The organism is Stenotrophomonas sp. YJH_SMC_81 (assembly GCF_059370875.1).
In genome coordinates this window covers 17,570-31,998 of the sequence record NZ_JCAFUB010000004.1, presented here as the reverse complement: position 1 = coordinate 31,998, position 14,429 = coordinate 17,570, and the positions used below count along the sequence as shown (strand labels likewise).

15 protein-coding genes are annotated in these 14,429 nt (G+C 67.3%); 9 read left to right on the top strand and 6 right to left on the bottom strand.

What is annotated here, in order from left to right; genetic code table 11:
- Window positions 1–5: 5 nt before the first annotated feature.
- Window positions 6–1,610, bottom strand: coding sequence for a murein biosynthesis integral membrane protein MurJ (gene murJ / locus AC5P8U_RS09660; RefSeq protein ID WP_088496456.1), 1,605 nt, complete (start codon window positions 1,608–1,610; stop codon window positions 6–8).
- A gap of 117 nt (window positions 1,611–1,727) precedes the next feature.
- Between murJ and rpsT the strand changes: the two genes are divergently transcribed.
- Window positions 1,728–1,997 carry a 30S ribosomal protein S20 gene (gene rpsT, locus AC5P8U_RS09655; RefSeq protein WP_005408560.1) on the top strand — a complete coding sequence of 90 codons (270 nt, stop codon included), beginning with the start codon at window positions 1,728–1,730 and terminating at the stop codon, window positions 1,995–1,997.
- A 215-nt stretch (window positions 1,998–2,212) separates the two neighbouring features.
- Here the strand turns inward: rpsT and cgtA are convergent, their stop codons facing one another.
- The 3 genes from cgtA to rplU form a co-directional block, all read right to left on the bottom strand.
- Window positions 2,213–3,265 (bottom strand): Obg family GTPase CgtA, encoded by a 1,053-nt coding sequence (cgtA, locus tag AC5P8U_RS09650; protein WP_151354800.1) that lies wholly within the window; start codon window positions 3,263–3,265, stop codon window positions 2,213–2,215.
- Window positions 3,266–3,442: 177 nt separating this feature from the next.
- On the bottom strand, window positions 3,443–3,706 hold the full coding sequence (gene rpmA / locus AC5P8U_RS09645; RefSeq protein ID WP_005415704.1) for a 50S ribosomal protein L27: 264 nt from the start codon (window positions 3,704–3,706) through the stop codon (window positions 3,443–3,445).
- Between the two features lie 18 nt (window positions 3,707–3,724).
- Window positions 3,725–4,033: a 50S ribosomal protein L21 gene (rplU, locus tag AC5P8U_RS09640; RefSeq protein WP_005408557.1), complete on the bottom strand. Its 309-nt coding sequence runs from the start codon at window positions 4,031–4,033 to the stop codon at window positions 3,725–3,727.
- Window positions 4,034–4,372: 339 nt separating this feature from the next.
- Between rplU and uvrA the strand changes: the two genes are divergently transcribed.
- The 3 genes from uvrA (at window position 4,373) to AC5P8U_RS09625 (ending at window position 8,589) form a co-directional block, all read left to right on the top strand.
- A complete protein-coding gene (uvrA, locus tag AC5P8U_RS09635; protein ID WP_061480766.1) occupies window positions 4,373–7,366 on the top strand; it encodes an excinuclease ABC subunit UvrA in 2,994 nt (997 codons plus the stop codon).
- Window positions 7,366–7,773 carry an acyl-CoA thioesterase gene (locus AC5P8U_RS09630; protein ID WP_494525058.1) on the top strand — a complete coding sequence of 136 codons (408 nt, stop codon included), beginning with the start codon at window positions 7,366–7,368 and terminating at the stop codon, window positions 7,771–7,773. Before uvrA ends, AC5P8U_RS09630 begins: the two co-directional genes overlap by 1 nt.
- A 90-nt stretch (window positions 7,774–7,863) precedes the next feature.
- Window positions 7,864–8,589 carry an enolase gene (locus AC5P8U_RS09625; protein WP_495214127.1) on the top strand — a complete coding sequence of 242 codons (726 nt, stop codon included), beginning with the start codon at window positions 7,864–7,866 and terminating at the stop codon, window positions 8,587–8,589.
- A 72-nt stretch (window positions 8,590–8,661) separates the two neighbouring features.
- Here AC5P8U_RS09625 and AC5P8U_RS09620 read toward each other — a convergent pair whose 3' ends face one another.
- A complete protein-coding gene (locus AC5P8U_RS09620; protein WP_495214126.1) occupies window positions 8,662–9,114 on the bottom strand; it encodes a copper chaperone PCu(A)C in 453 nt (150 codons plus the stop codon).
- Window positions 9,115–9,148: 34 nt separating this feature from the next.
- Between AC5P8U_RS09620 and AC5P8U_RS09615 the strand changes: the two genes are divergently transcribed.
- The 4 genes from AC5P8U_RS09615 (at window position 9,149) to AC5P8U_RS09600 (ending at window position 12,872) form a co-directional block, all read left to right on the top strand.
- Entirely contained in the window at window positions 9,149–9,925 is a 777-nt protein-coding gene (locus AC5P8U_RS09615) for an enoyl-CoA hydratase/isomerase family protein (protein ID WP_088496140.1), read from the top strand.
- Between the two features lie 127 nt (window positions 9,926–10,052).
- The gene (gene tesB, locus AC5P8U_RS09610; protein WP_005408551.1) at window positions 10,053–10,973 is read left to right on the top strand and encodes an acyl-CoA thioesterase II; all 921 of its coding nucleotides are present in this window, start codon (window positions 10,053–10,055) and stop codon (window positions 10,971–10,973) included.
- 4 nt (window positions 10,974–10,977) lie between these two features.
- On the top strand, window positions 10,978–11,472 hold the full coding sequence (locus tag AC5P8U_RS09605; protein ID WP_088496141.1) for a pathogenicity-like protein: 495 nt from the start codon (window positions 10,978–10,980) through the stop codon (window positions 11,470–11,472).
- A 182-nt stretch (window positions 11,473–11,654) separates the two neighbouring features.
- Window positions 11,655–12,872: an RNA polymerase sigma factor gene (locus tag AC5P8U_RS09600; RefSeq protein ID WP_088496142.1), complete on the top strand. Its 1,218-nt coding sequence runs from the start codon at window positions 11,655–11,657 to the stop codon at window positions 12,870–12,872.
- A gap of 51 nt (window positions 12,873–12,923) precedes the next feature.
- Here the strand turns inward: AC5P8U_RS09600 and AC5P8U_RS09595 are convergent, their stop codons facing one another.
- Window positions 12,924–13,484 (bottom strand): EF-hand domain-containing protein, encoded by a 561-nt coding sequence (locus AC5P8U_RS09595; RefSeq protein ID WP_061480377.1) that lies wholly within the window; start codon window positions 13,482–13,484, stop codon window positions 12,924–12,926.
- Between the two features lie 156 nt (window positions 13,485–13,640).
- On the opposite strand from AC5P8U_RS09595, the gene AC5P8U_RS09590 reads away from it, so the two are divergent.
- Window positions 13,641–14,396 carry an arginyltransferase gene (locus AC5P8U_RS09590; protein WP_061480378.1) on the top strand — a complete coding sequence of 252 codons (756 nt, stop codon included), beginning with the start codon at window positions 13,641–13,643 and terminating at the stop codon, window positions 14,394–14,396.
- Window positions 14,397–14,429: the final 33 nt, after the last annotated feature.

The following is a 14,429-nucleotide window of genomic DNA, read 5'->3' as shown; positions in this document are numbered from 1 at the left end:
CGCGATCAATGCCCGCGCAGGTCGCGCGGGCGGAAGCCCATCGCCAGCATGGCCACCGCATAGGTCGCGCCGCCGCCGCCGACCAGCAACGCCAGGGCACCGATCCGCTCCCACACACGCATCGCGGAGAAGCCCGGCAGCCAGTGCAGCAGCGCCAACAGCACGCCAACCATGGCCGCGCAGGCCAGCACCAGGCGCAGCAGATAGCCGCCCCAACCCGGCCGGCGCTGGTAGACATCGGTCTTGCCCAGCCAGTACCACAGCAGGCCCAGGTTCAGGTAACTGGACAGCGCGCTGGCGATGCCCAGTGCCAGGTGCAGGCCCGGCTGCTTGCCGATGGCCGCCATCACGCCCTGCGCCTTCAGCGCGTCGGGCACCATCACCTGGTACAGCACGGCCAGCAGGGCGAAGTTGAACACCATGTTGGCCACCAGCGCCGCCACCCCGGCGCGCACCGGGGTCTTGGTGTCCTGGCGGGCGTAGAAGGCCGGCAGCACCACCTTCAGCAGGGCGAATGCCGGCAGGCCGAAGCTCAGGCCGTACACCGACAGCGCGGTCATGCGGGTGTCGAAGGCGCTGAACTGGCCGTGCTGGAAGATGGTCGCGATCAGCGGCTCGGCCAGCAGCAGCAGGCCCAGCATGGCCGGCACCGAGATCAGCAGGGTCATGCGCAGGCCCCAGTCCAGCGAACGCGAGAAGCCCTCGCGGTCGGTGCTGACATGGTGGCGGGCCAGCGCCGGCAGGATCACCGTGCCCAGGGCCACGCCGAACACGCCCAGCGGCAGCTCCAGGAAGCGGTCGGCCAGCGACAGCCAGGACTGCGAGCCGTCGGTCAGCTTGGCCGCGATCACCGTATCCAGCAGCAGGTTGATCTGCGCCACCGAGGAACCAAACAGGGTCGGCACCATCAGCGTCATGACCTTGCGCACGCCCGGGTGGCGCCAGCCCCAGCGCGGCAGGGTCAGCAGGTTGATGCCCTTCAGCGAGGGCAGCTGGAACAGCAACTGCAGGATGCCGGCGGCCAGCACTGCCCAGCCCAGCGCAAGGATCTGCTTTTCCGGCGTGCCGCCCAGCCGCGGTGCCAGCCACAGCGCGCCGGCGATCATGCACAGGTTGAGAATGACCGGGGTCAGCGCCGGCATGGCAAAGCGCTGGAAGCTGTTCAGCGCACCACCGGCCAGTGCGGTCAGCGAGACGAACAGCAGGAACGGGAAGGTCAGGCGGAACAGGTCGACCAGCAGGCCCTGCTTGACCGGGTCGGTATCAACGCCACTGGAGAAGACCGAGGCCAGCTGCGGCGCGAAGATCAGCGCCAGTGCGGTGACCAGCATCAGCACCCCGCCCAGGGTACCGGCGGTGCGGGACATCAGTTCGCGCAGCTCGGCGTGACTGCGGGTTTCCTTCACTTCCGTGAACACCGGCACGAAAGCGGTGGCAAAAGACCCTTCGGCGAACAACCGGCGCAGGAAATTGGGTACCCTGAAGGCGACCCAGAAAGCATCAGTGATGGCGTTGGTGCCGAACGTGGTGGTCACCACGAAGTCCCGGACAAGTCCGAGAACGCGCGAGACCATGGTCATGCTGCTGAACGACAGCAGGCCCCGCAACAACTTGGGTGAACTCACTCAGCGTCCCTCTTGACAATCGACTTGACGTGCATTTCTTACGCCATCATACTAGCTAGCTTGCTGTTCCCATAACACCGATTTTTTCAGGAAACCACCACCGTGGCCAATATCAAGTCCGCCAAGAAGCGCGCCAAGCAGACCGTCGTGCGCAACGCGCGCAACGTGGCTCAGCGCTCGATGCTGCGCACCGCTGTCAAGAAAGTGATCAAGGCGCTGGACGCCAACGATGCCGCCGGCGCCGAAGCCGCCTTCGCCGTTGCCCAGCCGATCCTGGATCGCTTCAGCGCGCGTGGCCTGATCCACAAGAACAAGGCTGCTCGCCACAAGAGCCGCCTGAACGACCGCATCAAGGCCCTCAAGGCCGCCTGATCCGGCGTTGCCGCCCTACCCTTCGGGGTTGGGCTGCAGACAAAAGCCCGGCCCCGGCCGGGTTTTTTGTTGCCAGCGATCCACGGGGTCCGCGCGATCCGGCAGTGCCGGCCGCTGGCTGGCAACCCCGAGGAATGCCGGCCAGCGGTCGGCACTACCGGGGAACAAAAAAAACCCGGCCGAAGCCGGGTTTTTCGCATGGAACCACAACAGCATTACTGCGCGTTGCGGGCTTCCTGCTCTTCTTCCTTCTGGCGATCGAAGAAGGCCATGATCCGGCTCATGATCGGGAAGGTGCCTTCGCGCCCCAGTGCGGAGACCAGGAACCACGGCTCCTTCCAGCCCAGCTCGGCAACGATCTGCTCGGCCGCGGCCTGCGCCTCGTCTTCGAACATCAGGTCGGCCTTGTTCAGCACCAGCCAGCGCGGCTTTTTCAGCAGTTCCGGGTCGTGCTTCTCCAGCTCGCGCTCGATCGCACGCACCTGCTCCACCGGCGAGATGCCGTCCACGCCACCTTCCATCGGCGAGATGTCCACCAGGTGCAGCAGCAGGCGGGTGCGCTGCAGATGGCGCAGGAACTGCGCGCCCAGGCCGGCGCCATCGGCCGCGCCTTCGATCAGGCCCGGAATGTCGGCGATCACGAAGCTGCGGTGGTTCTCCACCTTCACCACGCCCAGGTTCGGGTACAGCGTGGTGAACGGGTAATCAGCCACCTTTGGCGTCGCCGCCGAAACGGCGCGGATCAGGGTGCTCTTGCCGGCGTTGGGGAAGCCCAGCAGGCCGACATCGGCCAGCAGCTTCAGCTCCAGCTTCAGCGTGCGCTCCTCGCCCGGCTCGCCCGGCAACGCCTGGCGCGGCGAGCGGTTGGTCGAGCTCTTGAAGTGCATGTTGCCCAGGCCGCCACGACCGCCCTTGGCCACCAGCAGGCGATCGCCGTGCTGGGTCAGGTCGCCGATGACTTCATCGGTGGCGACGTTGATCACCACCGTGCCGACCGGCACGGTGATGGTCAGATCTTCTCCCCCCTTGCCATAGGCCTGGCGGCCCATGCCGTTCTCGCCGCGCTGCGCCTTGAAGATGCGCTCATGGCGGAAGTCCACCAGGGTGTTCAGGTTTTCGTCGGCGCGGATGTACACGCTGCCGCCCGCACCGCCGTCGCCGCCGTCCGGGCCGCCGAGCGGAATGAACTTCTCGCGACGGAAGCCAATGCAGCCGTTGCCGCCGTTGCCGGCGAACACTTCGATTTCTGCTTCGTCTACCAGTTTCATTGTTTCGATGCCTGCGATGGGCGCGGCCTGCTGGCCGCCACCTTGAATGTCATGCCGGCCGTGGGCCGGCAACCCGGCCCAGCCGGTCTTGCTTCAACTCTAACGAAAAGCCCCGCCGAAGCGGGGCTCTTCATGCAGCACTCCCATGCCGGGGCACGGGTGCCGGCGATGCCTGGATCAGGCGTCGGCCGAGACGATGCTGACGGTGCGACGCTTCTTGGCGCCCTTGACCGAGAACTCCACCTTGCCGTCCACGAGGGCGAACAGGGTGTGGTCACGGCCCAGGCCAACGCCCGAACCCGGGTGGAACTGGGTGCCGCGCTGACGCACGATGATGTTGCCGGCTTCGATGGCCTGGCCGCCGAAGATCTTGACGCCCAGGTACTTCGGGTTGGAGTCGCGACCGTTGCGCGAGGAGCCTACGCCCTTTTTATGTGCCATGACTGCTTCTCCTGATGCTTAGCCGGCGATGCCGGTGATCTCGATTTCGGTGTAGTACTGACGGTGACCCTGACGCTTCATGTGGTGCTTGCGGCGACGGAACTTGATGATCCGGACCTTGTCAGCACGACCCTGGGACAGGACCTTGGCGGTGACGGCAGCGCCCTTCAGCGCATCGCCCAGCTTCACGCCGTCGCTGTCACCCAGCATCAGGATGTTGTCAAACTTGATCTCGCTGCCGACTTCGACTTCGAGCTTTTCAATGCGGAGCTTTTCGCCCTGCGCCACGCGGTATTGCTTACCGCCGGTGACCAGTACTGCGTACATGACCAGGCCTTCCTCTGTAGTTATTGTGGTCTGAGCTGCCGCCATCGAGGGCGGACAGGAGCGGGATTGTACGCAGATCATCGGGCGCGGGTCAAGTCAACCCCTGGAGGGCCTGGAGGCCGGGCCCTGCCGGGCCGCGCCATGCCCGGCTGAACGGTCCGGGGTCCAGGCAGCCGAGCATGGCTCGGCTCTACACAAAGCTGTCGGCCCGTCTCACAAGGTGAGACACCGGGCTGGCATTGTCGCCCATTGCCCCCATCTGGTCACCTCGGTAGGCTGACCGATTGCCGTTCCCTGCTGGCCCGGCACCCAGCCAACGCCCCCACAACCGGATCCCCCATGGCGATGGATTTCATCCGCATCCGCGGCGCGCGGACGCACAACCTGAAGAACCTCGACCTCGACCTGCCCCGCGACAAGCTGATCGTGATCACCGGCCTGTCCGGCTCGGGCAAGTCCTCGCTGGCGTTCGACACCATCTATGCAGAAGGTCAGCGCCGCTATGTCGAGTCGTTGTCGGCCTATGCGCGCCAGTTCCTGAGCGTGATGGAAAAGCCGGACCTGGACCACATCGAGGGCCTGTCCCCGGCGATCTCGATCGAGCAGAAGTCGACCTCGCACAACCCGCGTTCGACGGTCGGCACGATCACCGAGATCTACGACTACCTGCGCCTGCTGTACGCCCGCGTCGGCACCCCGCGCTGCCCGGACCACGGCTACCCGCTGGAAGCGCAGACGGTCAGCCAGATGGTCGACCAGGTGCTGACCCTGGACCCGGAACAGCGCTACATGCTGCTGGCCCCGGTCATCCGCGACCGCAAGGGCGAGCACGCGCAGGTATTCGACCAGCTGCGTGCGCAGGGCTTCGTGCGCGTGCGCGTGGACGGCGAGCTGCATGAGATCGACGCGGTGCCGCCACTGGCGCTGCGCCAGAAGCACACCATCGAGGCGGTGATCGACCGCTTCCGCCCGCGCGAGGACATCAAGCAGCGCCTGGCCGAGAGCTTCGAGACCGCGCTGAAGCTGGGCGACGGCATGGCGTCGGTGCAGAGCCTGGACAACACGGAAACCGCGCCGACCCTGTTCTCCTCCAAATACTCCTGCCCGGTCTGCGATTACTCGCTGCCGGAACTGGAGCCGCGCCTGTTCTCGTTCAACGCACCGATGGGCGCCTGCCCCGGCTGCGATGGCCTGGGCATGGCCGAGTTCTTCGATCCTTCGCGCGTGGTGGTGCACCCCGAGCTGTCGCTGGCCGCCGGTGCGGTGCGCGGCTGGGACCGCCGCAATGCCTACTACTTCCAGCTGATCGCTTCGCTGGCCAAGCACTACCGGTTCGATGTCGACGCGGCCTGGAACTCGCTGCCGGACAAGGTGCAGCAGGCCGTGCTGTACGGCAGCGGCGACGAAGCGATCACCTTCACCTACTTCACCGAAGCCGGTGGCCGCACCCAGCGCAAGCATCGCTTCGAGGGCATCATTCCCAACCTCGAGCGCCGCTACAAGGAAACCGAATCGCCGGCGGTGCGCGAAGAGCTGTCCAAGTACATCAGCGAACAACCCTGCCCGGAATGCCATGGCGCGCGCCTGAACAAGGCTGCACGCAATGTGTTCGTGGCCGACCGCCCGCTGCCGGAGCTGGTGGTGCTGCCGATCGACGAGGCGCTGAAGTTCTTCAGCGAGCTGAGCCTGCCGGGCTGGCGCGGCGAGATCGCCGCGAAGATCGTCAAGGAAATCGGCGAACGCCTCGGCTTCCTGGTCGACGTGGGCCTGGATTACCTGACCCTCGAGCGCAAGGCCGACACCCTGTCCGGTGGCGAGGCGCAGCGCATCCGCCTGGCCAGCCAGATCGGCGCCGGCCTGGTCGGCGTGATGTACGTGCTCGACGAACCATCGATCGGCCTGCACCAGCGCGACAACGAACGCCTGCTCGGCACCCTCACCCGCCTGCGCGACCTCGGCAACACGGTGATCGTGGTCGAGCATGACGAGGACGCGATCCGCCTGGCCGACTACGTGCTGGACATCGGCCCGGGCGCGGGCGTGCATGGCGGCGAGATCGTCGGCCAGGGCACCCTGCAGGACATCCTGGAGGCACCGCGCTCGCTGACCGGCCAGTACCTGTCGGGCAAGCGCGCGATCGAGATCCCGGCGCGCCGGCACAAGCCGAACCCGAAGATGACCCTGCACCTGCGCGGGGCCAGCGGCAACAACCTCAAGGGCGTGGACCTGGCGATTCCGTCGGGCCTGCTGACCTGCGTGACCGGTGTGTCCGGCTCCGGCAAGTCGACCCTGATCAACGACACCCTGTTCTCGCTGGCCGCCAACGAGATCAACGGCGCCTCGCACCCGATCGCCCCGTACAAGGAGATCGATGGCCTGGACCTGTTCGACAAGGTGGTGGACATCGACCAGTCGCCGATCGGCCGCACCCCGCGTTCGAACCCGGCCACCTACACCGGCCTGTTCACTCCCCTGCGCGAACTGTTCGCACAGGTGCCCGAAGCGCGTGCACGCGGCTACTCGCCGGGCCGCTTCAGCTTCAACGTGCGTGGTGGCCGCTGCGAGGCCTGCCAGGGCGATGGCCTGATCAAGGTCGAGATGCACTTCCTGCCGGACGTGTACGTGCCGTGCGATGTCTGCCACGGCAAGCGCTACAACCGCGAGACGCTGGAGATCCTGTACAAGGGTTTCAACATCAACGACGTGCTGGAAATGACCGTCGAGGATGCGCTGAAGCTGTTCGAGCCGGTGCCGTCGATCGCACGCAAGCTGGAAACGCTGGTCGACGTCGGCCTGAGCTACATCAAGCTGGGCCAGAGCGCGACCACGCTGTCCGGTGGCGAAGCGCAGCGCGTGAAGCTGTCCAAGGAGCTGTCGCGCCGCGATACCGGCCGCACCCTGTACATCCTCGACGAGCCGACCACCGGCCTGCACTTCCACGACATCGAAGCGCTACTGGGCGTGCTGCACAAGCTGCGCGACGAAGGCAACACGGTGGTGGTGATCGAGCACAACCTGGACGTGATCAAGACCGCCGACTGGATCGTCGATCTGGGTCCGGAGGGTGGCCACCGCGGCGGCACCATCCTGGTCACCGGCACGCCGGAAGACGTGGCGGCCTGCCCGCAGTCGTACACCGGCCAGTTCCTGGCCCGCATGCTGCCCTCCACCAGCGCGCGCCCCGAGCAGCCGGCCGCCGTGGCCAACAAGCCCGACGCCCGCCCGCCGCGCAAGGTGAAGCCCGAGAAGCCGGCCAAGGTGGCGAAGAAGGCCGTGGCCGCCAAGAGCACCGGCAAGGCCAGCAAGAGCACGTCGAAGAAGAAGGACGCCTGATGAGCAGCGAACACAAGATCCTGGCCCGCATCCCGATCAGCGTGCGCTGGCGTGACATGGACAGCATGGGCCACGTCAACAACGCCAAGTACATTTCCTACCTGGAAGAAGCGCGCGTGCGCTGGATGCTGGGCGTGGACGGCGTGTCGATGACCGACCGCATCGCCCCGGTCGTGGCCGCGACCAACGTCAACTACCGGCTGCCGATCGTGTGGCCCAACGACATCGCGGTCGAATTGTTCGTCGAGCGCCTGGGCAACAGCAGCGTGACCATCGGCCACCGCATCGTCGACCAGCAGGACGCGTCGAAGCTGTATTCCGACGGCAACGTGGTGGTGGTCTGGATGGATACGCAGACCGGCAGGAGCGCGCCGCTGCCTGAGGCGATCCGCAGCGCTTCCACCTGAAGGTAGTGCCGGCCGCTGGCCGGCAACCTCCAGACGCTTCGCGCATGCCGGCCAGCGGCCGGCACTACCGATCCAATTCAAAGGACTGAGATGATCCACCAGACTGAACTGAGCGACCTGCTGCCCGGCATGGTCCCCTTCCCCACCGACGTCTTCCCCGCCGACCAGGCCTGGCTCGGCCAGCACCTGCTGCCGCTGCTGAAGATCGACCTCGGTGTGCTGCGCCCGGAACTGGCCGGCCAGGTGGCGACGATGCTGTGCCCGATCGAGCCGTACGACGGCTGCATCGGCGAAACCACCGAAGAACACCACAACGATTTCACCGGCACCAACTGGATCGCCTTCGAGCTGACCACCGGCAACCAGATGCGCTTCCTCGGCAACGAGGGCTATTTCATCGGCGACGCAGTACAGGACAAGGACGCGCAGGAACACATTGCGCAGATGCGCGACAGCTACGCCAAGGCCCGCGGCTACCACGCCATGCATGGCCGCCTCGCCTGCTATTCGCGCTACGGCAAGGGTGAGGCCAGCGAGCGCGATTATCTGGATACGCTGGGGGGACAGATTTCCTGTGGCAACTGGATCGAAACGGCCGATATTCCGGCCGCCTTCACCCTGGAATTCACCGACGCCGCCAACGACCGGCATGCTCCAGATGATGCCGAACTGGCCATCATCCGCCGCGATGGCCACAAGTTCTTCGCCGTCGCCGAAGTCGCCGGCTACAACTGGTGCGCCACCGGCGCCGACGCGATCGTGATGCTGTATGAGCCGGTGAGCCGCACGGTGCTGTTCTCGTACGACTGGTCGTAAGACCCTGCGGTAGCGCCGGCCGCTGGCCGGCATTTCCTGTGCTGCCGGCCAGCGACCGGCACTACCCGACCGTCATTTCGCGGCCTTGCGCACGGTCAACGCCGCACTCGCTTCGCCGCCGCCTTCCAGCTGCAGCCGCAGCGGTACCGCCTGCCCCTCCTTCAGCGCCCCCCGGCCCTGCATCAGCATCAGGTGCAGGCCACCGGGCTTGAGTTCGGCACGCGCGCCGGCTGCCAGCGGCAGGCGCTCGATCGCGCGCATCCGGCTGACGCCATCGACGATCGTGGTCTCGTGCAGCGACACGTCGCCGAAAATACTGCTGGTCGCACCGGTGATCACCACTGCCCTGCTGCAGCCGTTGTGGATCACGCCATAGCCGGCAGTCATGGGCATCGCCGGATTCGGTGGCAACCGCGCCCAACCCTGCTCCATCGTGACGCAGCGTGATTCCGCAGCCGAAGCCGAAGCCGATGCTGCGGCCGCACACAGCACCCACAGTACGCCAACGAATGGTTTGGTTATCATCGCCCAGGTTCCTTCTTCGCAACGAGTCCGCAGCATGACGACGCTCATCGAGGTGATCAACCACGGCCCCATCCGCGAACTGCGCCTGGCGCGGCCGCCGGTCAATGCACTGGACACCGATCTGTGCCGGCAGTTGATCCATGCCATCGAACTGGCCATGGCCGAAGACGCGCACGGCATCGTGCTGTCGGGCAGCGAGCGCATCTTCACCGGTGGAATGGACGTGCCGCACCTGCTCTCGCATGGCGATGACAAGCACAAGCTGCTGGACACCTGGAACGCTTTCTTTGGCGCCGTGCGCACACTGGCCGAGAGCCGCATCCCGGTGGTCGCGGCGATCACCGGCCACGCCCCGGCCGGCGGCTGCGTGCTGGCCCTGTGCTGCGACTACCGGGTAATGGCGCGCAGCGCCGATCCGTCGCGGCCGTATGCCATCGGCCTGAACGAGGTGCAGGTGGGCCTGATCGCGCCGGAGGGCATCCAGCGCCTGCTGCGCCGTGCGGTAGGCGTGCACCGCGCCGGCGTGCTGCTGACCACCGGTTCGCTGGTACCGGCCGAACAGGCGCTGCAGATCGGCCTGGTCGACGAGCTGGCTGAGGGCGACCTGGTGGTGGCCCGCGCCGTGGCCTGGCTGCAGAACCTGCTGAAGCAGCCTCGGCAGCCGATGCTGCTGACCCGCGCCATCGCTCGCGCCGACCTGCACGAAGCGCTGCACCCGGACCTGATCCAGCTCGACCGCTTCGTCGACGCCTGGTTCGCCCCGGACGCACAGAACGCCCTGCAGGCCCTGGTGGCGCGCCTGGGCAAATAGACGGTAGTGCCGACCGCTGGCCGGCAACCGCAAGCGCCCCAGGAGGATCATGAGGTTGCCGGCCAGCGGCCGGCACTACCGATGATGGGCTGGCCCGCACCGGTATAATCGGGGCCTCTTCACTGCTGTGGCCGCCCCCTTGAACGACACGCCCGAACCCGTCGTCTCCGAGCTGATCGACCTGCTCACGCTGGAGCGGCTGGAGGACAACCTGTTCCGCGGGCAGAGCCGCGACATCGGCACCAAGTACGTGTTCGGTGGGCAGGTGCTGGGCCAGGCACTGGCTGCGGCGCAGGCCACGGTCGACAATGGCCGTCACGTGCACTCGCTGCACGCCTACTTCCTGCGCGCCGGCAACATCGACCACCCGATCGTCTACGACGTGGACCGCACCCGCGATGGCGGCAGCTTCTCGGTGCGACGGGTCACCGCGATCCAGCACGGCAAGGTGATCTTCTTCTGCGCGGCCTCGTTCCAGCAGGCCGAGACCGGCGCCGAGCACCAGCACAAGATGCCCGAGGTGCCGCAGCCGGAAGACATCGAACCGAATCGCCCGCTGCCGGCCGAGGTGCTGGAGCGACTGCCGATCAAGGTGCAGCGCTGGCTGTCGCGTGGCGGCCCGTTCGAGTTCCGCCACGTCTACCCGCGCGACGAACTGAACCCGCCCAAGCGCCCGCCCTACCACCAGGTGTGGCTGCGCCTGAGCGAGCCGGTCGGCGATGCACCGGAGCTGCACCAGGCGCTGCTGGCCTATGCCTCCGACTTCCACCTGCTGGGCACGGCAACCTTCCCGCACGGCATCAGCTACTACCACCCGCACGTGCAGATGGCCTCGCTCGACCACGCAATCTGGTTCCACCGCCCGTTCCGCGCCGACGACTGGCTGCTGTATTCGCTGGACAGCCCCAGCGCGCAGGATTCGCGCGGCCTGGCCCGCGGCCAGTTCTTCACCCGCAACGGCGTGCTGGTGGCCAGCACCGCGCAGGAAGGCCTGATCCGCGTCGTTCCCGACCAGGCCGCGGCCGCTGCCGTGCCGGCCAAGGAGTAAACCCATGCGCCAGATCTTCAGCAGCCAGCGCGTGGAAACCGTCGAAGGCGTGGCCGAGCTCCTGCGCGGGCATGGCATCGAGGTCAAGGTGACCAACGGGCGCTCCTACAAGACCCGCCGCCGCGGCCAGTTCAGCTATACCGACCTGGGCAACGCCAGTGCCTATCCGGCGGTGTGGATCGTGCGCGCCGACGATCAGCCGCGCGCGCGCGAAATCCTGCGCGAGGCGCGCCTGCTCGATACCACCCGCCGCGACCACCCCACGGCCGAGTTCGCCTTCCGCGACGCGCCTGGAACGGGCAGCGGCGGCCGCAGCTGGGCCTGGCGCATCCGCATCGCCCTGCTGGTGGTGATTGCTGGCGTGGCGTTGGTCATCGGCCTGCGCCATCGTGGTGCCCCGGCACCTGCCCCGCAGGCCCAGCCGCAGCAGGCGCAACCGGCCCCGCAGGCCGCCCCGGAAGAGGACGAAGTCCGGGTCCGCATCCAGCCCTCGAAGTGATTCGCGGGTGAAAAAGGGGACGGAGGGGATTAAGTCGTTTGTGACACAAACGACTTAATCCCCTCCGTCCCCTTTTTGTCATGAGGATGCCGGCCAGCGGCCGGCACTACCGCACAGAATGCTGGTCACACTTCGCGCGCGGCTCCGTCATGGGACACAATCCCCGCAGGAGAGCCGCCGCCATGACGACGTTCGCCGCATCGATCGACCAGACCCTGGAACGCGAACTGCCCGCCGCCGCCAGCGGTTGCCAGCACGCCTACGGCCGCATCGTGCTGGCCTGCCAGAACACGGTCACCGCCATCGCGCTGGCCATCACCCGGGACCGCCAGGCCAGCGAGGACATCGCCCAGGAGGCCTTTGTGAAGGGCTGGCAGCAGCTGCACCAGCTACGCAGCGCGACCAGCTTCCTGCCTTGGCTGCGGCAGATCACCCGCAACCTGGCCCGCGACTGGCTGCGCGCCCAGCGTGGCCGTCCACTGACCGGCGAGGCGGCCGAGGTGGCGATGGGGATGGCCGCAGATCCGTCCCCGGGCGCAGCCGATCGCCTGCAGCGGGTGGAGGAAGAAATCGCCGCCGAGGACATCATCTCCACCCTGCCCGCCGACAGCCGCGAAGTCCTGTTGCTGTACTACCGCGAAGGCCAGCGCTCGCAGCAGGTGGCCGACCTGCTCGGGCTCAGCGACGCGGCGGTGCGCAAGCGCCTGTCGCGCGCCCGCGCGCTGGTGCGCGACGGCCTGCTGCAGCGCTTCGGTGAATTCGCCCGCAGCAGCGCACCGAGCGCCGCCTTCGCCACCGCCGTGGTGTCAATGATGCTGGTGGCCGCGCCCGGCACCGCCAGCGCCGCGATCGTGCTCGGCACCGGCGTCGGCATCGGTGGCAGCAAGCTCGGCCTGGGCGGCGCCAGCGTAGCCGGTGGTACCGCAATGGGCACCCTGACCGCCACGCTCGGCCAACTGCATGTGCTGCCAGTGGCAAGCTGGGGGGCGATCCTCGCCGGTGTCGCCGGCGGCGCGATCGGCAGCTACCTCGGTGCACGCTTCCTGATGTCCTATACCGAGACCGAACGCGAACGCGCGCAGGTTCGGCACTTTGTCCGCCTCAACACCGGTACTGGCCTGGTCTGGTGCCTGGCGATGCTGCTGGCGGCACTGTTGCAGGCTCCGATCTGGAGCCAGATGCTGCTGCTGGCATTGGGCCTGGGTGTGGTCAACTACCAGTGCCTGGTGCCGCTGCAACGGGTGATGGCGCCGATGATCGCGCGCGATTCGGCGCGGCGTGGGCGCCGCGGAACCAACTGGAAATTCGAATCCATGTACGGTCGCACCGGCATCATCGGGGCGAACCTGCTGGTGATCGCCCTGGTGGTGTATGTGCTGATGCGCAACGGCCACCTGTAACCGACAACGCCGGCACTGCGCCGGCGTTGTCTCCGATCACCGCATTGACACTCAGCGCTGCGGCTTCGGTGCGCCGCCATCGCGTGGACCGCCCTGGCGCGGGCCGCCGTGCATCGGGCCCTTGGCTGCGTCGAACTCGGCCTTGCTCAGCTGGCCGTCCTTGTTGGTGTCGGCGGCAGCGAACCAGGCATCACGATGCTGCTTCATGCGCAGCTCGCGGTCGGCCTTGTCCAGGTAACCGTCCTTGTTGAGGTCGAGCCGGTCGAAGCGCGCAGCCAGGCGCGGATCGGCCTTGGCCTCGTCGCGGCTGATGCGGCCGTCCTTGTTGACGTCCAGCCTGGCCCAGCGCTCACCGCCGTGGCCACGGCGGCCATGCTGCCAGCGCGGCAGCTCATCGCGCGAGAGCTTGCCGTCCTTGTTCTTGTCCAGCTCGTCGAACTTCGCGGCCAGGCGCGGATTGGCAGCCGCCTCGCTGCGGTCGATCACGCCGTCGCCATTGGTGTCCAGCTTGGCCGGGCGCTGCGCGGGCATGGCCGGGGTGTCGGCGGCCAGCGCGATTCCGGAAGCGGAGGTGCCCAGCAGCAGGGCCAGCAGCAGGGGGGTACGGATCATGAGGTCACTCCTGGGGATGGGAACAGCGTCGGGGTGATCACTTCACCCTCGGGGGACAACAACGCCCGGGCGCGACGTCGGTTGACGCCACTGCCGATTCCATTCATCCGCCGGACAGTCGCCGCCTCTGCGACAGGCTGGGGCTATGCTGTGCCCATGGCGATACATGGCGACAGAGACGACGAACTGCGGCTTTTCCAGACCGGCGAGCACCCCTGCGGGTACTGGTCCGACCGGGTGGCGCGCGACCTGGTGCTGGACCCGCACGATCGCCGGCTGGGTGGCCTGTACCCGCTGGCACTGAGCTGGGGCTTCCGCCGCAGCGGCGACCTGGTCTACCGGCCGCACTGCGCGCACTGCCAGGCCTGCGTGGCGGTCCGGATCCCGGTGGCACGCTTCGCCCCGGACCGCAGCCAGCGCCGCTGTGCCGCCCGCAATGACGACCTGGAGGTGCGGATCACTGCCGCCACCGCCCGCGACGACCTGTTCGCGCTGTATCACCGCTACCTCACCCACCGCCACGCCAATGGCGGCATGGACGACCACGGCCCGCACGAGTTCGAGCAGTTCCTGATCGGCAGCTGGTCGCACACCCGCTTCATGGAGATGCGCCTGCCCGGCCACGACGGCCAGCCCAGCCAGCTGCTGGGGGTGGCGGTGACCGACGTCACCGAGCATGGCCTGTCGGCGGTCTATACGTTCTTCGACCCGGACCACGCCGCGCGCGGGCTGGGTACCTTCGCGATCCTGCAGCAGATCGAGTGGGCGCGCCGCGAGGGGCTGCCGCACGTGTACCTGGGCTACTGGATCCGCGGGCACCAGAAGATGGACTACAAGCGCCGCTTCCATCCCCTTGAGGCCTACGACGGCCGCCGCTGGCACGATTTCGACAACGAACTGGACGGGCGCTGACAAACCGCTGACACCGGGCCGGGTGCAGAATAG